Consider the following 21107-nt stretch of genomic DNA (forward strand, 5'->3'; position numbering starts at 1 on the left):
ACCCCTCCCAAGATGTCGTCGTCAGTCTAATTATACTACAAGGTCATCACTAATCACAACGAGCAAAAAAGCGCCCCGTAAAGGACGCTCATTTCTTCTTGAAATTGTGTTTCCATCAGACCAGAATCTTTCTTAAAAAGTCCTGGGTTCTTGGATTCTGTGGATTTGCAAACAGTTCCCTTGGAGTTCCCTCCTCCATGATTCTTCCTTCATCCATAAATATGACCCTGGAGCCAACCTCCTTGGCAAAGCCCATCTCATGTGTCACAACCACCATGGTCATTCCATCCCTTGCAAGCTCCTTCATTACTTCCAATACCTCTCCAACCATTTCCGGGTCAAGGGCGCTTGTAGGTTCGTCAAACAGCATTACATCAGGCTCCATGGCCAGAGCTCTTATTATTGCAATCCTCTGCTTCTGTCCACCAGACAGTTGATTTGGATACGTGTTTGCCTTTTCCTCAAGGCCTATCCTCTTTAGCAGGTTCATGGCCTTCCTGTCAGCTTCCTCCTTGGTCAGCCCCTTTACCTGCATTGGTGCAAGTGTTATGTTTTCCAGAACTGTCTTGTGAGGAAAGAGGTTGAACTGCTGGAATACCATCCCCATTTTTTCCCTTTGCTTGTTGACGTCATTGTGCTTGTCAGTGATGGATACACCCTCCAAAATTATCTCTCCGCTGGTGGGCTCCTCCAGAAGGTTGAGGCATCTCAGGAAGGTGCTCTTGCCGGAACCGCTGGGTCCAATCACCACAACTACCTCACCTTCCTCAATAGTCTGGTTTATATCCTTTAGAACGTGCAGTTCACCAAATTTCTTGTTCAGATTAATTATATTGATCACCAGCACGTAACCTCCTTTCGAAAATACCCAACAGTTTGGACAATGTAAATGTGATAATGAAGTATATTATTGCAGCGTAGAACAGTGGGATAAAGGGTCTGTAGGTTATCCCCCTGAGTGTGTCTGCATTGTACATTATATCGTGTATCCCTATTACTGATATGATGGCCGATTCCTTGATCAGAACTATGAACTCGTTGCCAAGTGCAGGAAGGATGTTCTTGAAGGCCTGTGGAATTATGATGAACCGCATTGCCATGCCATGGGTCATTCCAAGGGATCTTGCCGCCTCCATCTGCCCTCTGTCTATTGATAGAATCCCTGCCCTTATTATCTCTGCAACATAGGCTGCGCTGTTCAAGACCACAGCAACTGTACCCAATGCGATTCTGCTCATTTCAAATGGCAGAAACAACGGGAATCCGTAATACACAATAAATAGCTGTACAAGAAGTGGCGTTCCACGTACAACCTCGATATATGCAGTTGACAATCCCTTTGCCAATTTGTTGTTTGAAAGCTTCATCAGGCTCAATACAACTCCCACCATGGTTCCAAAAACCACTCCAAAGAAGCTGACGCTAAGTGTAACTCCTGTACCCCTTAAAAAATACTTGTAATATTGTGCAATAAATTCCAGATCAAAGATTCCCAATCCTTTTCCTCCTTAATGGATACCCCATGATTTCCTTAATAGAAAAGGCAAAAGAAAGCGAACTCTCTTTTGCCGGGGAATATCTTATTCTTCTGCCAACGCTGTTGCATCGGCGATAAATTTCTCAATCATGCCTTCGTCCATTAGCTTTTGCAATATCTTGTCAATCTCCTGGACCAAATCCTCATTTCCTTTGTTGATGGCTACAGCAACTCCGTCCTCCTGACCCAGAATCTCATCTGCCAGGAAAAGGTCGTCGTTTTGATTCACATAAGCCTTTGCAACCGGTTCAACCAGTATCACACCGTCAACCTTTCCGTTCTTAAGCTCAAGAACCAGGTCCGTAATCTTGCTTAGACCTACATACTCTGCCGAGGCAAACTTATCAAGTGCAATGTCTTCCTGAATGGTTGATTTCTGAGCACCGATCTTCAATCCGTCAAAATCCGCCGGAGTTTTCAAGGTCTCTGCATCACTACCCTTAACGATCATTCTCTGCTGTGCCTGATAATATGGTATTGAGAAATCAACGGATTTCTTTCTCTCCTCTTTTGCAACCATGCCAGCGATTATAAAATCAATGTCATCAGTTACAAGTGCCGGTAAAAGTCCTTCGAACTTCATATCCACGATTTCCAGCTCCACTCCCAGCTCATCTGCAATTACCTTTGCAATTTCAATGTCAAAGCCCACTATCTGGTCCTTACCATCAATTTCCTTATGGAATTCATAAGGTGGATAATCCGCAGCCGTGCCTAGTACAATCTTGCCCGCTGACTTGATCTGCTCTACCTTAGAGGTCGCCTCTGAGGCTCCTGAAGTACATCCTGCCAATAAACCTACCATCATTACCATTGTCAACATAAGTGCTATTATTTTTTTCATTTTTATTCCTCCTATTATTATTTAAGTTTCTTGGATTATAATAGTGAGGAACTCCTTAGTCCTTTGGAAGTCTTGTCCATGTTTAGTGAACCAAACTTCCGTTGGCTCTTGATCTGATTTAATATCATCAAGATTAAGACCTCCTTTATTGAATTTGATTAAATGCATCCTTTGATGCTTTTTAATATAAAATTCATTATATTCGTTTAATTGAAATAATGCAAGATAAATTTCATTAAGTTTACATAATATTTAGATTTTGATTTGTTGGAACCAGCAATCCCTTCAGTTCCTCAAGGTTGGCATTACTGCTATTCAGCCATATATCCTCATCTTCCGGCTTCAGTATAACAGGCATTCTATCATGAATATGCTCCATCTGGTCATTGGCGGAAATTGTTATGATGGTATATGCCTGGAAGGACTTGCCTTCCTTGTCCTTGAAGAGGCTCACCAGGCCGGCCATTGAAAAAATCCTTTGACCCTCTACGGAAATCCTTCTTTTTATTTTCCCATCCTCAGACTTCTCCCACTCAAAAAAGCTTGTGGCTGGAACAATGCACCTACTTGTGAAGAATGCCTTGCTGAAGGTGGGCTTCTGATGGACCGTCTCTCCTCTGGCATTGATCAGGGGGCGCTTAGCATAATGAGGAGCAAAGCCCCATACTGCTGCCCTGATCTCCCGCTTCCCTTCATCAACAACTATCGCCTGGGTGTTGGTGGGAAAAACCTCCTTGGAGCTTCCGGTTTCACGTTCCGCAACAATTGCCTTGTATCTTTCGATCAATTCATCTATATCTGCGTCAAGGGCATATCTTCCACACATACTCTCTCTCCTCTCAGGACAATATCTTCTTGAGGAACTGGCCAGTATAGGATTTCTGACACTGACTGACCTCCTCTGGCGTACCGGTAGCAACTACGTAGCCTCCCTTGTCTCCACCTTCAGGTCCAAGATCTATGATGTGGTCTGCTGTCTTTATTACATCCAGATTGTGTTCAATGATTATAACGGTATTGTCACCCTCCACAAGCTGATTCAGTACCTTCACCAGCTTGTGTATGTCGGCGGAATGGAGTCCGGTTGTAGGCTCGTCAAGAATATAGACTGTCTTTCCTGTGGCCCTTTTGGACAGTTCGGTTGCCAGCTTGACCCTTTGGGCCTCACCACCTGACAGCTCTGTGGAGGGCTGCCCGATTTTTATATAACCAAGCCCCACATCATTCAAGGTTTCCAGCTTCCTCTTTATCTTTGGGAGGTTCTTGAAGAACTCAACTCCTTCCTCAACCGTCATATCAAGGACATCTGAAATTGTCTTTCCCTTGTACTTTACCTGAAGTGTCTCCCTGTTGTACCTTTTTCCCTTGCAGACCTCGCAGGGAACGTATACATCCGGTAGAAAATGCATCTCAACCTTCAGGATTCCGTCCCCCTTGCAGGCTTCACACCTTCCTCCCTTTACATTGAAGCTGAACCTACCCTTCTTGTAGCCCCTCATCTTGGCTTCGTTGGTCATTGCAAACACATCCCTGATATGGTCGAAAACACCCGTATAGGTTGCAGGGTTTGACCTGGGGGTTCTTCCGATTGGTTTCTGGTCAATTTCAATGACCTTGTCCAAATACTCAAGACCCAGCATCTCACCGTGCCTACCCGGTCTGATCTTGGCCCTGTTCAGCTTGGTGGCAAGATTCTTGTATATTATTTCATTAACCAGTGAACTCTTCCCCGAGCCTGACACCCCAGTTACACAGGTCATGACACCCAGTGGAATGCTCACGTCTATATTCTTAAGGTTGTTCACCTCTGCGCCCTTTACCTGGAGCCATTTTCCATTGGTGGGCTTTCTGGTCTCCGGAACCTCTATCTTAAGCTTTCCTGAGAGGTATTTTCCGGTTATTGACCTTGGATTGTCCATTATATCCCTTGCTGTTCCCTGGGCTATGATCTCCCCACCGTGAATTCCAGCTCCAGGGCCGATGTCCACTATATGGTCCGCCATATGCATGGTATCCTCGTCATGCTCCACCACAATAAGGGTGTTTCCAACATCAGTCAGGTCCCTCAGTGCTGCCAGGAGCTTGCTGTTGTCCCTTTGGTGAAGACCTATGCTGGGCTCGTCAAGGACGTATACAACCCCTACAAGGCTGGATCCAATCTGGGTGGCCAGCCTGATCCTCTGGGACTCTCCTCCCGAAAGGGTTCCAGCCATCCTGGACAGGGTAAGGTACTCAAGACCGACGTTTTTCAAAAATAGAAGCCTCTCCTTGACCTCCTTTAGGATCTGTTCGCCAATGGCCTGTTGCTTCTGGGTCAGTTCAATATGCTCAAAAAACTCCAATGATTTTACAACCGGCATGTCTGTGACCTCAGCTATGTTCAGTCCATTTATCCTGATTGATAGAACCTCATCCTTCAGCCTCTTGCCTCCACAAGCTGAGCATGGACTCTCGGCCATGTACTCATCCAGCTTGTTTCTCATATAGTCAGAATGAGTTTCATTGTACCTTCTCTCCAGATTATTCAGGACGCCTTCAAATTTACCCTCGTACTCTCTTTTTCCTGAGTCATCAAAATGGCTAAGGAAAGCAAACTTGATCTTCCTCTTGGTTCCGTACAGAAGCTCATCCATGAATTTTTTTGGAGCTTCAGTCAAGGGCCTGTCCAGATTGAAGTCATTGTCCTTTGCCAGTGTCTTGAAAATCTGATAGTAATAGGTGTCTTCACTTATGTTTCCATATGGTGCAAGGGCACCTTCATTCACACTTAGGTTCATGTTGGGAATCACAAGGTCCACGTCTATCTCCTTGTGAAAACCCAGACCGTTGCATACAGGACACATCCCGAAGGGGCTGTTGAAGGAGAACATCCTTGGTGATATCTCCTCTATTGAGATGTTGCAGTCGGGACATGAAAGCTTCTGACTGAAGGTCAGCCTATCTCCATCAATTACATCAATGTTCAGGAGTCCTTCCCCAAGCTTTAGGGCTGCCTCGATTGAATCGGAAAGTCTTCCTTCGATACCTTCCCTCACAATCAGTCTGTCCACCACAACCTCCAGGGTGTGGTGCTTGTTCTTATCAAGCTTTATATCATCATCAAGGTCAACCATTTCACCGTCGATCATCATTCTCACAAAACCATCTTTTTTAATCTGATTTATCAGCTTTGAGTGCTCTCCCTTCTTCCCTCTTATGACAGGTGCAAGAACCTGAATCCTGGTCCTTTCAGGCAGCTCCATAACATGGTCCACCATCTGGTCAACAGTTTGGCTCGTTATTTCCTTTCCACAGTGTGGACAATAGGGAGTTCCAATCCTTGCAAAAAGGAGTCTCAAATAGTCATAGATCTCAGTTACTGTTCCAACTGTGGACCTTGGATTCCTAGAGGTAGTCTTCTGGTCTATGGATATGGACGGAGAAAGTCCCTCGATGTACTCTACATCCGGTTTGTCCATCTGACCTAAAAACTGCCTAGCATAGCTGGACAGCGATTCCACATATCTCCTTTGACCTTCGGCATAGATTGTGTCAAATGCCAGGGAGGACTTACCCGAACCGCTCAATCCAGTGAAAACTATAAATTTATCTCTTGGAAGCTCAAGGCTTACATTCTTTAGGTTGTGAACCTTTGCTCCCTTTATTACTATCTTGTTTTTAGCCATTTCAATTCTTTCCTCCATACCTCTTCTTCATTTGAATTATTTTGTCTCTCAGCTCGGCAGCCCTTTCGAACTCCAGTGATTCAGCCGCTTGGAGCATTGCACTTTCCATGCCCAGAACTATTGCATCCAGCTCCTCCGCTGACAGGTCTTCGTCGTATTCTATCTGGTCCTCTGCCACAAGGGTGGCTTCAATTATCTTCCTGACATCCTTGATGATCGATTTAGGGGTAATCCCATGCTTCTCATTGTATTCCGCCTGAATCTCCCTACGTCTTTCAGTCTCATGGATTGCTCGTCTCATGGAGCCTGTTATCCTGTCTGCATACATTATTACCTTTCCTTCCAGGTGTCTTGCAGCTCTACCTATTGTCTGAATCATTGAGGTCTCACTTCTCAGGAAGCCCTCCTTGTCAGCATCAAGAATTGCAACCAGTGAAACCTCCGGCAGGTCAAGACCCTCCCGTAGAAGGTTTATCCCAACAAGTACATCGTATTTACCAAGTCTAAGGTCCCTAATTATCTCCATTCTTTCAATTGTGTCCACATCAGAGTGGAGGTAGGTAACCTTGATTCCAACCTCCTTGAAGTAATCCGTCAGATCCTCCGCCATTCTTTTGGTCAAGGTTGTGACAAGGGTTCTTTCCCCTCTGGCTGACACCTTCCTTATTTCAGACAGAAGATCGTCAATCTGATGTTCGGTGGGTCTGACTTCTATGACCGGATCCAGCAATCCTGTCGGACGGATAATCTGCTCGACAATCTGCTCGGTCCTTTCCAGCTCGTAAGGTCCCGGAGTTGCGGATGTGTATATTATCTGATTGACCATCTTCTCGAACTCGTCAAATCTCAAGGGTCTGTTGTCAAGGGCTGATGGGAGCCTGAAGCCGTAATCCACAAGGGTTGTCTTTCTTGACCTGTCTCCAGCATACATCCCCCTTATCTGAGGTACAGTGACGTGGGACTCGTCAACGATGATCAGAAAATCATCCGGAAAGTAATCGATCAGGGTGTATGGCTTGCTTCCAGCCGGTCTGTCGCTAAGGTGTCTTGAATAATTCTCTATTCCTGAACAAAATCCCATTTCCATAAGCATTTCCAGATCATATCTGGTTCTCTGTTCAAGTCTTTGAGCCTCCACAAGCTTGTCCTTGTCCCTCAGTTCCTTTAGTCTTTCCTCCAGCTCCTCTTCAATCCTGACAATCGCTTTCTCTACCTTTTCAGATGTTGTAGCGAAGTGCGATGCCGGAAAAATCGAAACATGATTCCTATAGCCAATCACCTCACCAGTCAGATGGTTCACTTCGGTGATCCTGTCTATCTCATCTCCAAAAAACTCCACCCTGAGGGTGTTTTCCGATGACGAAGCTGGAAATATCTCCAAAACATCTCCCCTCACCCTAAAGGTTCCCCTTTCAAAGTTGATGTCGTTTCTCATATATTGAATATCAATAAGCTTTCGCATTATCTGGTCCCTGTCCTTGATCATGCCCGGTCGCAGGGAAACCACAAGGTTTTCATAGTCAATGGGGTCTCCAAGACCATATATGCATGAAACCGAGGCAACAATTATTACATCCCTTCTCTCAAAAAGGGACATTGTGGCCGAGTGTCTAAGCTTATCTATTTCATCGTTTATTGATGAATCCTTTTCAATATATGTGTCCGTCTGTGGCACATATGCCTCCGGCTGGTAATAGTCATAGTAGCTTACAAAATATTCAACGGCATTGTCGGGAAAGAATTCCTTGAATTCACTTGCCAGCTGATAGGCAAGGGTCTTATTGTGGGCAATTACAAGAGTTGGCTTCTGAACCTTCTCAATAACATTTGCCATTGTAAAAGTCTTTCCTGATCCCGTAACCCCAAGCAGCACCTGGTGTTTGTTTCCTTTTTCCAGGCCTCTAACCAGTGATTTAATTGCCTCCGGCTGATCTCCCGTGGGCTTGTATGATGATTCTATTCTAAACTTGTTCATATATATCCACCTCGTTCCTGAACACTTGTTCCCTATATATGATATAATTTTTGTCTGAAAAAATCCACCTTAATTATTAACTTGTGGAAAACACCCCTATAATGTAAAATTATCCTTAGGAGGCGATGCCACGATGAAGCATACCAGCAGACTTTTGCTGATAATAATAGCAACAATGATTTTAACCGGCTGTTCCTTGCCAATGCTAAGGGAATCTTCAGTCAACCCTGGAAAGACTCCTGAAAATGAGCCTGAGTTCACTGTGGAACAGGTGGTGCTTTCACAGGGCTTCCAGAACACAAACCCCAGAGTTGAACTGGTGCGTAAAAACAGCCAGACAAAATTGATTGTTTCTCCAGGAATACTTCAGAGCACCGGTATTGAAGTTTCTAAAATTGAGAAGATAGATGATGTTTATAACATATACCTTGTCAACAGCTCCTACTCCTCTGCAGAATTAGTTATACCCCAAATAACCATTTTGCTTTCAAATGTCACCCAGGCCGAGGCTGGATCGTTGAAGTTCAAAATTGTCAATGAAAACTACACCCCGATATCCGTAAGCTACGGGATAGTTGATGTCCTGAAAAAGGTCCGTTCAGATTATAAGATATCTTCTGATGGATACCCCAGCATAAAGCTGGTTAAGGATGAGGAAATGACAATATGGGTGATTGATTATGAAAGCATCTACGACAAGACCAATCTGGAAATACCGCTTATCAATCTTAGATTGAAGGTAAATGCAAATACTGGAGAGGTTGTAGAGTCCACAAAGAGCCTGATTTCAGCCTATGTTGACCATGGGACTGTATTGGATTTTAAGCCCGGGGCAGGAATTCTCTACTCTCTTAAGGACCTTGAGAATGAAAGCAACATATTGAGACATCAAAATTTAGTAACCGGTGAAAAAACAGACCTCTACAGAACCTTTTCCCAAATATCCTCCGCCCGGCTCAACCAAAGCGGCTCTGCAGTTGCACTGCTTGAAAGAGAAGGAGATAACGCTTCTGCCTTCACAATAGCCTTGGAGAATAAAAAGGCCATTCGCATAGGTTCTGAGGCAGGAATCAGACCTGAGAGTATTTCCTGGATGAGCGATACTGAAATACAGATTCTGACAAGCTATTCTGACAATCAGACAAAAATACTGACCTACAATACAGCAGACAACATCCTAACGAACACTCACAGCTTTATGATGGACCTGGTCACCTTCAGCGTGATGGAAGATGTTATGCTGGCCTCCCAGTTTACTGATAAGGAAACCAACAATAGGATCCTCCTTTCAGATGGAAGAAAGGGTCTGCAGTTCGTAGATATTGGATTCCGGCCACAGATACTGACTGAAGAACTGGGTATGCACCTTGTAAACCAGGATAATACAACTGAGAACAGGCTTCACCTTTTCAATCTGAAGACCCTTGAAAATGAATACGAATTGGATTTTGATGTGGTCAAAGCCGACAGAATCTCCCAGGACGAGCTTCTGGTTGTGGAAAGACTACCTGGAAAAAGCAGCTTTGGTCTGCATATATTTAATTTTGTGACTAAGGAAATAACCTCACTGGGAAGCACCAATACCAGCAAAATATATTTGGACAGGGCTACGGATACCATCTATGCAAATGATTCCCTTGCCTATGAAGCAGAAGCGAAAGATATAATCTATGCTTTGAGTCTGAAGAACCTTAAAAAGAGATAGCCAACTTGGCTATCTCTTTTGATGAATATAGAATTCCTGCTCAGGTTGCTTTTTCTACCTAAAGCTTTTCCCTTAGTACCTCTATTGCCTTCTGCAGCTGATTGTCCTGGTCCAGGTAGTCCAGGCCTATCCCTTCCACATCCTCATTCAGTTCAACTATCACGTCCGGTTGGATCCCTGTACCGTGAATATTTATCCCGTCAGGGGTAAAGTATTCCGACACGGTAACCTTTATTCCTGAACCATCAGGAAGGTCCCTTATCCTCTGAACAAGTCCCTTTCCAAATGTGGTTGTACCCACCAAGGTTCCCCTGTCAAGGTCCCTGATTGCACCTGCCAGAATTTCCGATGCACTGGCACTACCCTCATTTACAAGAACAACCAATGGCAGATCCACCATCTTACTGTCTGATTCCTCATATTGTCTTCTTTCATACTTATCCTCAGTGTAGACCACAGTGCCCTCTCCAAGAAGTTCATCAGCAATATCCACACTTACATTGAGCAGCCCTCCTGGATTGCTTCTAAGGTCAAGGACTATTCCCTTTACATTCTCTGACTGTATCCCCATCAAGGCCTTCATAAAGTCCTCATATGTCAGGTTATCAAATGCCGTAAGGCGTATATATCCTATGTCATCCTGGATAACTCCACTTTTTACTGACTGGAGCCTGATTATTTCTCTGGTGATGTTCAGGTCGAAGGATTCCGTATTTCCTTCCTTGTCTCTCCTCATGATTGTTATCCGTACCTCGGTGTTTGGTTCTCCACGCATTAAACTGACTGCCTCGTCCATTGTGGATGAAAAATATTCCTTACCCTCAACCTTTATTATTTTGTCCCCCGTCCTGATTCCTGCCCTTTCCCCAGGAGTATCCTCTATTGGGGATACCACTGTGATCAGGTCGTCTTCTCCCGGAGTTACTATAATTCCTATCCCTCCATATATGCCATCTGTCTCCATGTTGAAGCGTTCGTATTCATCCTTGGTCATATAGACTGAATATGGGTCACCAAGAGCTTCCACCATGCCCTTTAGCTGTCCCTCATAAAGGTCCTCCTCGTCATATTCCCGAAGGTACATCTCCTCAATGACCTTCTTTACCTGTTGAATTTTTGCATTGCTTCTGTACACATCATTTAACTCTTCATATTCACTCCTTGCCAATATAACTCTGTTTCCAACCATTACAGACACAAAGTTACCCACTACTAGAGTACCTAAATTGGTAATCAGAAGTAATGCAACAAAGATTACCACCATTTTTCTTTTTGACATTTCCGCACCTCTATTTCTAAGAGTGTATTCCTACACAAATTTTATCTAATTCAAAAAGAGGAGATTTCTCTCCTCCCATTAATTTCCTCTCAACCAAGGAATTGGATCCACGTAAGAACCGTTTTTCCTGACCTCGAAATGCAAATGTGGTCCAGTAGAATTTCCTGTACTTCCAGCTTTGGATATTGTCGCTCCCCTTGCCACAGTCTGTCCTTCAGAAACAATCAAGGCTGAGTTATGAGCGTACAGCGTTACTATTCCTCCACCATGGTCCAGCATTACCACCTTTCCGTATCCTCCCAGCCAGTCGCTGTATATTACAGTTCCTGCAGCGGCTGCTGTTATTGGAGTTCCCGTAGGTGCGGGTATATCTATACCTGTGTGAAGCTTCTTGACCTTGAATATGGGGTGAATCCTATATCCATATGGAGAACTTATTCTGGTGTGGCCCGGTACAGGCCAATCCATTTTTCCTCCGGAATACGGTCCCGAATTTCTCTGGAGCTTTACGATCTTACTTTCAATTTCCTTGGCAAAATCGTTGAGCTTGTCATACTCTGCCTCAAATGACTTTATGTCCTGCTGGAGCTTGCCCATAAGCTGCTCTTTCGCCCTACTTGCCTGCTCAAGGTCCCTTTTTCTAGATTCCACCTTTGATCTTGTCACCTCAAGGGATGCCCTTTGACCTTCCAGCTGGACCTTCTTTTCCTCTATGATGTCCCGCTGCTCCTTCATGTACTTGATAAGCTCTTTATCGTATTCTGCAATTGACTGAATCATTTCCTGCCTGGATAAAAAGTCCTTTATGTTCCCTGCTGATAGCAGTACTTCAAGATATCCTGTGTTGCCGTTCTTATACATTACCCTAAGTCGCTGATTGAAGGTATCAATCTTTTCTTCTATGTTGTTTTTAGCTATTGCAAGCTCTTCCTCGGTAATATCAATATTGTTATTTATTGCTTCGATTTCCTTCTCGACGCTTTCCAGCTCCAATGCTGCATTGGCAACTCTTAAATCCAATTCCTTGATCTGGTTGTCAATGTCCTTTGTCTGGTTCTGCATATTCTGAATCTCTTTTTTAGTCTCTTCAATCTGATTTTGAATCTGTTCCTGCTGCTTTCTCAAATCATCAACAGACTGTCCGCTTGCCTGAATTACGGTCCCTAAAACCATAAGAAAAGCTGTAAACAGAATCAGTATTCTTCTTCCCTTCATATATTTACCCCCTATACGTTAAGGAATCTCTTTAATGACACGAGACTACCCAGTGCTCCTATTCCGGAGCCAATTGTACCGAACATTATTGCAAGATCAGCAAATATCAATTTTGGGTCAACCAGATAGAATGTGAAAAGGTCGTACAGTTTTTCATTCATTGATTTGTAGAAGTACTGATAGCCAAAATATACTATTACTATTGATATAAGGGCTCCAATCATTCCCAGGAATATCCCCTCCATGATGAAGGGTCCTCTTATATAGCCATTTGTAGCTCCCACATACTTCATGATGTTAATTTCTCTTCTTCTTGAGGATACTGTTATCTTTATGGTGTTTGAAATTATGAATACGGATATGAATACAAGTATTCCAATTATCAAAATACCCCCAAATTGGATGTATCCTGCAAATATCAACAATTTATCTATTACATCTTTATAATATTTCACTTCTTCCACGCCGTCAAGTGTTTTTACGTCATTTACCAGCACATCAGCGTATTCTATGTCATTTACCTTGATTATATATGAGTCCGGCAGAGGATTTGTCTCAAGACCCTCAAGCAGGTAGGCCTCATCCGCCCATTCCTCCTTCATTATCTCAAGAGCCTGCTCCTTTGACCTGAATATGATGGAAATAACTCCAGGGTGCTCCCTAACAGTTTCCTCTATCCTGTCCATGGATTGGTTTGGTAGCTCATCCACCAGGAAAACCTCTACTTCATCGAATTTCAGCTTTGTATCCAGAACTGCATTATTTATACTCAAAACAAGAATAAGAACAACACCCAAAATCATAAGAACAGCTGATATGCTTGTTATGGATGCAATCCCCATGCCGCGGTTACGCCACATGCTCTGAAATCCCTGCTTGATGACATTCTTAAATATTCGGAATTTCAATGCTATAACCACCCTTCTCTTCGTCCCTTACCAATCTCCCGTCTTCAAGGGCGATTACCCTTTTTTTCATTTTGTTTACAATGTCCCTGGCATGTGTAGCCATGACTATTGTGGTTCCCCTATTGTTAATGTCCACCAGAACCTTCATTATCTCCTCTGCCGTATCCGGATCAAGATTACCCGTTGGTTCATCTGCAATTAGTACAGGGGGGTTGTTGACTATAGACCTTGCAATTGATACCCTCTGCTGTTCCCCGCCTGAAAGCTGATCGGGAAAGCTGGATGCCTTCCTGCTAAGATCCACCATACTCAAAATAAGGGGAACCCTTCTTCTGATTTCCCTTGGCTTTGCTCCTATTATCTCCATTGCAAATGCAACATTTTCATAGACTGTCTTATTTGGAAGCAGTCTAAAATCCTGAAAGACCACCCCGACCTTTCTTCTTATATAGGGTATCCGCCTATTGGGAACCCTGGTTATATCTGCTCCATCAAGGTACATCCTTCCCCTTGTGATTCCCTCCTCCTTCAACAACATCTTTATAAGGGTTGACTTCCCGGCTCCACTTGAACCTACCAGAAAGACAAACTCCCCTTTTTGAATCTCAATATTTATATCGTACAAGGCAGTAACACCGTTTCGGTACTCCTTGGAAATATTTACAAGTTTAATCACTTTCTCACCTCAAAATCCTTCCCATGTAATTTTAGTTTTGACATATTTCTTTTTCATGGTATCATAGTTATTATATTACAAGATTGCATATAAATAAACTGTTTGAGGTGATTTAATTGGACAAAAAAACTATCAGAAAACAGATTTTACAGGAAAGATCCCAGTTAAGTGAATCAGCGCACAGATCCCATAGTAGAAAAATCATAGATTTACTTAAGGCCACAAAATATTACAAGGAAGCCGAGGTAGTCATGTGCTTTGTAAGCTTCAACGACGAGCTGGATACACACCAGTTCATTAAGGAAGCACTTTCAGAGGGAAAGAGGGTAATCGTACCTATTACCGTTCAGGACACAAAGGAGCTTATTCCTTCAGAGCTCAAGGATTTCAGCGAGCTTGAGCCTGGCTACTACAATATCCTTACCCCCAAGAAGGAGTTCATAAGACCTGTTGAGCAATCGGAAATAGATCTGGTTGTAGTTCCGGGAGTTGTATTTGACCCGTTTGGTTACAGGGTTGGCTATGGCGGCGGCTACTATGACAGATTCCTCCACTCAATCGCAAGAACGGTTCCAAAGATTGCGGTGGGATTTGGAATGCAGCTTGTGGACAGGGTCCCAAGAGAAAGCTTCGATATACCGGTGGACATGACCATTACTGAAAAGGGTGTAACTCCTTGCTCAGAAGGATTGTATGAGACAAGACCTTAAAAGAAGCAGCTAGAAAATTTTCTAGCTGCTTCTTTGTTTTTTGCTATTTCACAAGTGCCTTTGCCTTTTCAACTACATTTTCAACTGTGAAACCAAACTTTTCGAACAGCTGGTCTGCAGGGGCTGATCCACCAAATCTATCAAGAGAAATCACATCTCCGTCCAAACCGGTGTATTTGTGCCAGCCCAATGAGCTCCCTGCCTCCACTGCAAGTCTTGCACGCACGTAAGATGGCAGTACCTCTTTCCTGTAATCCTCCGTCTGCTGCTCAAACAATTCCCAGGAAGGCATGCTTACAACCCTTGTTCCTATTCCTTCTTCTTCCAGCTTGTCAGCCGCTTGGTAAACAAGGCTGGTTTCAGAACCGGATGCCATTAGGATCAGCTGTAGCTCCTTCTTCTCCTTCTTAAGGACGTACCCTCCCTTAATCGCTTCCTTTCCTGTTCCTTCAAGTAGCGGAAGTCCCTGTCTGGTTAGAATCAGTCCAACTGGTGTCCTTTCGCTTTTCATTGCAACATACCATCCGGCAGCTGTCTCTCTTGCATCTGCAGGTCTGAAATCAATAAAGTTTGGCTGGGCCCTGAAGACTGCCAACTGCTCAACTGGCTGATGGGTGGGACCATCCTCTCCAACGCCGATGCTGTCATGGGTGAGGACATAGGTCACTGGAAGCTCCATGAGGGATGCAAGTCTCATAGCTGGCTTCATATAATCAGTGAATATGAAGAAGGTTCCTCCATATGGCTTAACCCCCCCATGAAGGGCCATTCCATTGAGGGCTGCACCCATGCCGTGCTCCCTCACTCCAAAATGAATATTTGATCCTGCGTAGCTATCCTTTGAGAATACTTCCCGTGAGCTCATGTTTGTCTTGTTTGAAGGCGCCAGATCTGCTGATCCACCAAATAGATTGGGCATTTTTTCCGCAAGCCTGTTTATAATAGTACCAGATGCTGCTCTGGTTGCAACTGCCTTGTCAAAGGACCAGAACTCATCTGATTCAAGATACTCCTCAGGAACCTTCCCTGAAAGCCATCCCTGAAGTTCCTTGGCCTTTTCGGGGTATGATTTCCCATACTCCTCAAGTAGCTGATTCCACTGAGCTTCCTTTTCCTGACCTTCTGAGACAAGGTCCTCCATGTGTGATTTTACTTCCTCAGGTACAAAGAAGGGTTCATACTCCCACTTCAGGTTCTTCTTAAGCACCTCCATATTGTGTTCTCCAAGAGGTTCCCCATGGGCCTTTGCAGTGTCCTGCTTCTCAGTTCCATAGCCAATGTTTGTAATAACCTCAATCAGTGTAGGCTTATGGAGATTCTCCTTGGCTTCCCTGATTGCCTTTTCAATCGCATCAATGTCTGTCCCATCCTGAACAAGTATGGTATCCCACCCAAGGGCTTCATATCTTCCTCTTACGTTCTCAGTGAATGCAAGGTCGGTGCTTCCCTCTATTGAGATTGAGTTTGAATCGTAAAGGACTATTAGCTTTCCAAGTCCAAGTGTGCCCGCCAGAGATGAAGCTTCATTGCTTATCCCCTCCATCAGGTCTCCATCTCCTGCCAAAACATATGTGTAATGGTCAATTACCTTCATGTCATCAGTGTTGAAGTTAGCCGCAAGATGAGCCTCTGCCATGGCCATTCCAACTGCAGTTGCAATTCCCTGGCCAAGTGGTCCGGTTGTGGATTCAACACCTTGTGTATGGCCGTACTCAGGGTGTCCTGGTGTCTTGCTGTCCAGCTGTCTGAAATCTTTTATATCCTCCATTTGAAGCCCATACTGGAAAAGATGCAGAAGTGAATACAGCAGCATGGACCCATGGCCTGCCGAAAGGATAAACCTGTCCCTGTTTGTCCAGTCTGGGTTCTTTCCGTTGTGGTTCATCACCTTGCTCCATAGTGTATATGCCATGGGTGCAGCTCCCAAAGGAAGTCCGGGATGACCTGAATTTGCCTTTTCCACCCCCTCCGCTGAAAGCATCCTTATGGTATCAATACTTAACTGATCAATATTCATTGCTTGTCCTCCTTACTAATTTTATGAATCGATTTTCCGTTAAGGGCTACCTCCACCAGAAAAAGTGGAAGAACCACTTGTCTCTTTATTCTTGAAGGATTTGTCACAAGACGATAAAACCATTCAAGTCCCAACTTTATGAAGATATCCGGAGCTCTTCTAGCCTGCCCCGCAAGGATATCAATGACTCCTCCGTTTCCAATTGCCACCTTCACCCCAAGATTTTCACCATGGGTGTTAATCCAGATTTCCTGTCTGGGAAAACCAAATCCAACAAACAGAATATCAGTTCCAGAGTCCTTTATTTCCTTGATTATCTCCTGCTCCTGTGGTGTGAATCCATAACCTGTGTGGCTTCCCTTGAAGTATCCGTGATGACAGCCCGTTACCCTGATTCCAGGATAATCCTTTTGAAGCTGCCGTTTTGCCTCCTCAGCAATACCTTCCCTGCCTCCAAGAAGATACAGCCCATATTTATTCTGGTCAGCAATACGGAGCAACTCCATTGATGTGTCATAGCCTGTAACCCGTTCCTTCAGGGTTATCCCCCTCATTTTTGCACCGTAGATAAGACCTATTCCGTCAGGAATCACATGGGTTCCCTTGTTGAGCTCAGCTTTTAGACTTTCGGACTTTTTCGCAGCCATTACTATTTCAGTGTTTGGGGTGAACACCTTGCAGAACCTTCCCCTTGCAAGTGACTCCTCCAGATTGTCGACCAACTCTGAAAGGGTTGTATTCTGTATTTCTACCCCAAATATATCAACTTTATCAGCTCTATCCATCCAATCACCTGCCTGTTATTCTAAAAGCCAGCTCAATGTTTTCCTGGGCCAGCCCCTTGAGTCTTTCCTCTTTTTCACTGATGTTTTCCCTCATGTTGTCCAGATCATTCCAGGCTGCATCAAATACTTCCTTGAAGCTATCAGCATCCAGGTTGTCAACTGACAATGAATAGGGTATCTCCAGCTCCCTAAGCAGCCCTTCCACCTTGGGATCATATATGAGTCCCATCATGGGCACCTTTCTTGTGGCAGCATAAATAAGGGAATGTAGCCTCATTGCAACCATCATCTCCAATTTCCCGATGATGCCCATGATTTCCTCAGCTGTGTATTTGGCCTGGAGGATATGGCAGTCCTCCCTGTCAACCGCTCCCCTTATTCTTTGACATATTTCCAGATCTTCCGGGTAATGCATTGGGATAAGAAGAACCTCAACATTCTTTTCATCTATGATTTCCTGAAGTCCCTTGCTAATTTCCCGGGCTAGATTTCTGTCATCCTTCCAGTACCTGACTGAGACCCCCACAAGAGGCTTTTTGGGATATATCCCTTCATTTACAAATATCTGGTTAACCCTGTTGTTGTCTGCAGCCTCCAATGTGAACACCGGGTCGGCTGTGACCTTAACATTCCTGTTTGTTACACCCATCCTTTCAATGTACTCAAGAGACCCCCTGTCCCTTAAGGTAATCTGCTGGACCCTGTTCAGTGTGTTCTTTGTCAGGAAACGGTTAAATGGCTTATTCACAGGTCCTATCCCATTGGCATAGACCATTACCGGCTTTTTCAACAGAAATGCCAGCCTCATCAGTGCAAGATAGTACAAGAGTGACCTTGTTGATGTGACATCCTGAAGCAGACTTCCTCCACCGCTGATAAGGATATCAGAATCCCTGAGGGACTTGTAGACATCCCTTATCTTGAACCGGTCTGAGGAAACCACCGGACATATGCTTTCAGTTTTGTCAGGATCCTTCGAGAGGACATTTATCCTCACAAGTCTGTTGTATTCCTTCATATCCTTCACTATTGCCTTTAGTATGGCATCATCTCCGCTGTTGTCAAAGCCAAAATAACCGCTCATGACCACATTGGGGCCACCATGAAGTATTTTCTCATAAATTCTTATATGAGACTCAGCCATGGCGGCGTATGAGAACTTTCTTCTTACAGCCATAAAAAGCTTTCTGCCCATTTCCTCCCTTAGTTCTTCATCCCTGATGAGCTTCAGTAGGCGGTCCCTTAGTATAACCTCGTTTCCAACGGGAACCAGGTAGCCGTTCTCACCGTTTTCAACAAGCATATGGACTCCTCCCACCTGGGTGGTGACAACTGGCTTCATCATTTTTGCACCTTCAAGTATAACATAGGGGAAGCTTTCGCTGACGGAGGTAAGGGTATTTATGTCAATTGCATTGAAGAAGGAATATGGATCCTGCACATAGCCCAGGAATTTAACCTTATCCTGGATTCCATACCTTCTTGTAAGCTCCTGAAGATACTCCGTCTCCCCACCTTCACCGGCAATTAGGAAGGTGGCGTCCTCCTCCTGAAGAACAAGCTTGGCAGCCTCAATAAAGGTCACGTGATCCTTCACCTTGTCAAGCCTTGCAGCAATGCCAACAAAGGTTTGCCCTCTGTTCTCAATGCCGTATCTTGCCAGAAATTCTTCCCTGGGTACGTAGCTTTCCTGGGAATCACAGTCAATGCCGTTATAGGTAACAAAAATCCTGTCCCGCCTGAAGCCCCTGTCCACCAGCATCTTTCTGAACAGGTCTGACACCCCTATATAGTAGTCAAAGCGTCTCAAAGCTATTGTGTTCAGGGTCGTATATACAAGCCTTTTGTAAAAGTTGTCCTTGAAGTCAAGCTTGTAGTCGCTATGGATTGTTGTGATAAATGGTTTCTTTACCTTGCCTTTAAGAAACTGTGCAATGAAATTTGCCCTTGCCCCATGGCAATGGATCAGATCATAGCCCTTCTCCTGGATCTCATCCACCAATCTGCTGATGATGGTCAGGTCGGACCTGCTCTTTTGCTTGAATACCTTGATAGGTATTCCCGCCTTTACCACGTCATCGTAAAAGGTGTCTTCAATAAAGCAAATTATCTGTGCATCAATTTCCTTGTTCAATCCTTTTAGCAGGGCTATAATATGTGTCTTAGCACCACCTGTATCGCCACCGCTTATTAAGTGAAGTACCTTCAATGGTATTCTCCTTTCATCCTATTCAGCCTCTCCGCTAGGACTGTAGGTATTAATTAGTGCCACTGTTATCCAGAAGTACGCTATCATTGCAGGAACCTCAAAAATATTTTCAACAAAGTTCTGTGCAAGCACTCCCATTGCCCCTGCAAAAAGTCCAATCACCATAATCTTATACCTAAGAACAGTCTGACTTCTGATTATTCTTGCTGTGGATGCAATAAACGAAATAATCACGAACAGTAGTGCCCCTATTCCATAGATTCCCATCTCAGTCAAGGTCTTCAGGTAATAGTTGTCCAGGTAGAAGGGTGTAAGGTTATTGTTCATGGCGACGGCTCCACCGTATCTCCCAAGACCCATTCCAAAGGTTGTGTCCCTTCTCCATATCTCCAGTCCTATGTTCCACCTGTAGAGCCTTCCACCGGCTGCCGATTTCATAAGGTACACAGGAGACAGCATATAGAGGAGTCTGTCGGATAATGCTCCTCCAAACAACACGAATGCCCCTCCAAGACCTGCAAATGGAATTATCAGCTTGGGAACAAGTATTATTACGAATATTCCCGCTGCGAAGGCAAATGCAAGCCAAGCACCTCTGGACATTGTGAACAGAAGTCCCGCAATCATTACAAGGGAAACCCCTCCATAGTAGACCTTCCCCATGATAGTTTCTGCAGCAAGTGCCATAGCCACTCCAATTGGTATATAAAGAACAAAGATCACTCCAAGTATATTGGGGCTACCAATTATGGAAAATGCCCTGGTTGTAATGTTTTCAGCCGTATCAACCCAGTTTCCAGGCATGGGTACCTTAACAAGGTATTGATAAATCGCATGCAGCCCCAGAAACAGACCAAGAGCCATCATAACATTCATTACTCTTTCTGAATCCCTTATGGTCCTGATATACTGAGTTGCTATGAAGTACCACAGAATGTGCTGGAACACTGACCTGAAACCCTCAATGGCAATCCCGAGATCAGGAGCCTTGATGAGAACGTGGCTAACCCCGAGGATGATGTAGATTATGACAGGAAGGTCCATGGGACCAAAATTGTACCTTATCCTTCCACCGCTGGCAATTCTCTTGAGTATGAAAACTCCTGCCATAAACAGAAGAAGCAGCTCATCCCACACGGATCCAAGCATATTGATTACTGGAAGCCTTCTTACAACATAATCCACCGCCACATAGAGAACCGGCAGCAGCATCAGCAGGTCCGACCACTTGGGTGAGTTAAAGGCCGCAGAGAAGCCTTTGTAGATTAAACTGTTTCCCAGTATCCCTCCAGCTTCTGATGGTCTGGCCAGGGATTTATCTTCCTTCAGTGACCAACCAAGGAGTTTGCTCCCTTTTACCCCTGTATGAATCTTTTCTTCAATCATCCTTGCAAGGTTATCAAGCCTCGCAAGCAATCTGTAGAAGAGACTGCTGTATATCCAGGATTTGTGCTCCTTCCTGGCGGCATTCCCATCCTTGTTCAGCTCCATGCTGAATATGAAGCTGTTTTCCGCAAAATATTTAATTTTCATAAGCAAGCCTATAAAAAAGCTGTTTTTTAAGGTATCTTTGATTCCCATA

At 44.4% G+C, this 21107-nt stretch carries 16 protein-coding genes; 2 read left to right on the forward strand and 14 right to left on the reverse strand.

The window, feature by feature from the left end; translation table 11 throughout:
- Positions 1–115: 115 nt before the first annotated feature.
- The 6 genes from ACKVDP_RS01215 to uvrB all read right to left on the reverse strand — a co-directional run bounded on the left by ACKVDP_RS01215 (position 116) and on the right by uvrB (position 8021).
- Positions 116–841, reverse strand: coding sequence for an amino acid ABC transporter ATP-binding protein (locus ACKVDP_RS01215; RefSeq protein ID WP_409226963.1), 726 nt, complete (start codon positions 839–841; stop codon positions 116–118).
- On the reverse strand, positions 825–1496 hold the full coding sequence (locus tag ACKVDP_RS01220; protein ID WP_409226964.1) for an amino acid ABC transporter permease: 672 nt from the start codon (positions 1494–1496) through the stop codon (positions 825–827). Before ACKVDP_RS01220 ends, ACKVDP_RS01215 begins: the two co-directional genes overlap by 17 nt.
- 84 nt (positions 1497–1580) lie before the next feature.
- A complete protein-coding gene (locus tag ACKVDP_RS01225) occupies positions 1581–2381 on the reverse strand; it encodes a transporter substrate-binding domain-containing protein (RefSeq protein ID WP_409226965.1) in 801 nt (266 codons plus the stop codon).
- Positions 2382–2622: 241 nt separating this feature from the next.
- Entirely contained in the window at positions 2623–3207 is a 585-nt protein-coding gene (locus ACKVDP_RS01230; RefSeq protein WP_409226966.1) for an SOS response-associated peptidase, read from the reverse strand.
- Positions 3208–3220: 13 nt separating this feature from the next.
- Positions 3221–6046, reverse strand: coding sequence for an excinuclease ABC subunit UvrA (uvrA, locus tag ACKVDP_RS01235; RefSeq protein ID WP_409226967.1), 2826 nt, complete (start codon positions 6044–6046; stop codon positions 3221–3223).
- Between the two features lies 1 nt (position 6047).
- Positions 6048–8021, reverse strand: coding sequence for an excinuclease ABC subunit UvrB (gene uvrB, locus ACKVDP_RS01240; protein ID WP_409226968.1), 1974 nt, complete (start codon positions 8019–8021; stop codon positions 6048–6050).
- 133 nt (positions 8022–8154) lie between these two features.
- On the opposite strand from uvrB, the gene ACKVDP_RS01245 reads away from it, so the two are divergent.
- Positions 8155–9726 carry a hypothetical protein gene (locus tag ACKVDP_RS01245; protein WP_409226969.1) on the forward strand — a complete coding sequence of 524 codons (1572 nt, stop codon included), beginning with the start codon at positions 8155–8157 and terminating at the stop codon, positions 9724–9726.
- 58 nt (positions 9727–9784) lie between these two features.
- On the opposite strand, the gene ACKVDP_RS01250 is transcribed toward ACKVDP_RS01245, so the two are convergent.
- The 4 genes from ACKVDP_RS01250 to ftsE all read right to left on the reverse strand — a co-directional run bounded on the left by ACKVDP_RS01250 (position 9785) and on the right by ftsE (position 13804).
- Positions 9785–11005, reverse strand: a complete 1221-nt coding sequence (locus tag ACKVDP_RS01250) for a S41 family peptidase (protein ID WP_409226970.1) — start codon at positions 11003–11005, stop codon at positions 9785–9787.
- Positions 11006–11083: 78 nt separating this feature from the next.
- Positions 11084–12220, reverse strand: coding sequence for a murein hydrolase activator EnvC family protein (locus ACKVDP_RS01255; protein WP_409226971.1), 1137 nt, complete (start codon positions 12218–12220; stop codon positions 11084–11086).
- Positions 12221–12231: 11 nt separating this feature from the next.
- Positions 12232–13128 (reverse strand): permease-like cell division protein FtsX, encoded by an 897-nt coding sequence (gene ftsX, locus ACKVDP_RS01260; RefSeq protein ID WP_409226972.1) that lies wholly within the window; start codon positions 13126–13128, stop codon positions 12232–12234.
- Positions 13109–13804, reverse strand: coding sequence for a cell division ATP-binding protein FtsE (ftsE, locus tag ACKVDP_RS01265; protein WP_409226973.1), 696 nt, complete (start codon positions 13802–13804; stop codon positions 13109–13111). The genes ftsX and ftsE overlap by 20 nt, the downstream gene beginning before the upstream one ends.
- Before the next feature lie 116 nt (positions 13805–13920).
- Between ftsE and ACKVDP_RS01270 the strand changes: the two genes are divergently transcribed.
- A complete protein-coding gene (locus ACKVDP_RS01270) occupies positions 13921–14514 on the forward strand; it encodes a 5-formyltetrahydrofolate cyclo-ligase (protein ID WP_409226974.1) in 594 nt (197 codons plus the stop codon).
- A 43-nt stretch (positions 14515–14557) separates the two neighbouring features.
- Here the strand turns inward: ACKVDP_RS01270 and tkt are convergent, their stop codons facing one another.
- From tkt to ACKVDP_RS01290, 4 genes are read right to left on the reverse strand one after another with little or no spacing between them, the layout of a single operon-like run.
- Positions 14558–16531 (reverse strand): transketolase, encoded by a 1974-nt coding sequence (gene tkt, locus ACKVDP_RS01275; protein WP_409226975.1) that lies wholly within the window; start codon positions 16529–16531, stop codon positions 14558–14560.
- Positions 16528–17316 carry a WecB/TagA/CpsF family glycosyltransferase gene (locus tag ACKVDP_RS01280; RefSeq protein ID WP_409226976.1) on the reverse strand — a complete coding sequence of 263 codons (789 nt, stop codon included), beginning with the start codon at positions 17314–17316 and terminating at the stop codon, positions 16528–16530. The genes tkt and ACKVDP_RS01280 overlap by 4 nt, the downstream gene beginning before the upstream one ends.
- Positions 17317–17320: 4 nt before the next feature.
- Positions 17321–19525 carry a polysaccharide pyruvyl transferase CsaB gene (csaB, locus tag ACKVDP_RS01285; protein WP_409226977.1) on the reverse strand — a complete coding sequence of 735 codons (2205 nt, stop codon included), beginning with the start codon at positions 19523–19525 and terminating at the stop codon, positions 17321–17323.
- An 18-nt stretch (positions 19526–19543) separates the two neighbouring features.
- Positions 19544–21106 (reverse strand): O-antigen ligase family protein, encoded by a 1563-nt coding sequence (locus ACKVDP_RS01290; protein ID WP_409226978.1) that lies wholly within the window; start codon positions 21104–21106, stop codon positions 19544–19546.
- Position 21107 lies beyond the last annotated feature (1 nt).

This window comes from Gudongella ferriphila (genome assembly GCF_046224405.1).
GTDB lineage: Bacteria > Bacillota > Clostridia > Tissierellales > Tissierellaceae > Gudongella.

What these genes read in the sequence shown, in the direction of transcription:
- uvrA (WP_409226967.1), bottom strand. Translation starts at nt 6,046, where the DNA reads ATGGCTAAAAACAAGATAGTAATAAAGGGAGCAAAGGTTCACAACCTA.
- tkt (WP_409226975.1), bottom strand. Translation starts at nt 16,531, where the DNA reads ATGAATATTGATCAGTTAAGTATTGATACCATAAGGATGCTTTCAGCG.
- ACKVDP_RS01290 (WP_409226978.1), bottom strand. Translation starts at nt 21,106, where the DNA reads ATGGGAATCAAAGATACCTTAAAAAACAGCTTTTTTATAGGCTTGCTT.
- ACKVDP_RS01250 (WP_409226970.1), bottom strand. Translation starts at nt 11,005, where the DNA reads ATGTCAAAAAGAAAAATGGTGGTAATCTTTGTTGCATTACTTCTGATT.
- ACKVDP_RS01230 (WP_409226966.1), bottom strand. Translation starts at nt 3,207, where the DNA reads ATGTGTGGAAGATATGCCCTTGACGCAGATATAGATGAATTGATCGAA.
- ACKVDP_RS01225 (WP_409226965.1), bottom strand. Translation starts at nt 2,381, where the DNA reads ATGAAAAAAATAATAGCACTTATGTTGACAATGGTAATGATGGTAGGT.
- uvrB (WP_409226968.1), bottom strand. Translation starts at nt 8,021, where the DNA reads ATGAACAAGTTTAGAATAGAATCATCATACAAGCCCACGGGAGATCAG.
- ACKVDP_RS01280 (WP_409226976.1), bottom strand. Translation starts at nt 17,316, where the DNA reads ATGGATAGAGCTGATAAAGTTGATATATTTGGGGTAGAAATACAGAAT.
- ACKVDP_RS01255 (WP_409226971.1), bottom strand. Translation starts at nt 12,220, where the DNA reads ATGAAGGGAAGAAGAATACTGATTCTGTTTACAGCTTTTCTTATGGTT.
- ACKVDP_RS01245 (WP_409226969.1), top strand. Translation starts at nt 8,155, where the DNA reads ATGAAGCATACCAGCAGACTTTTGCTGATAATAATAGCAACAATGATT.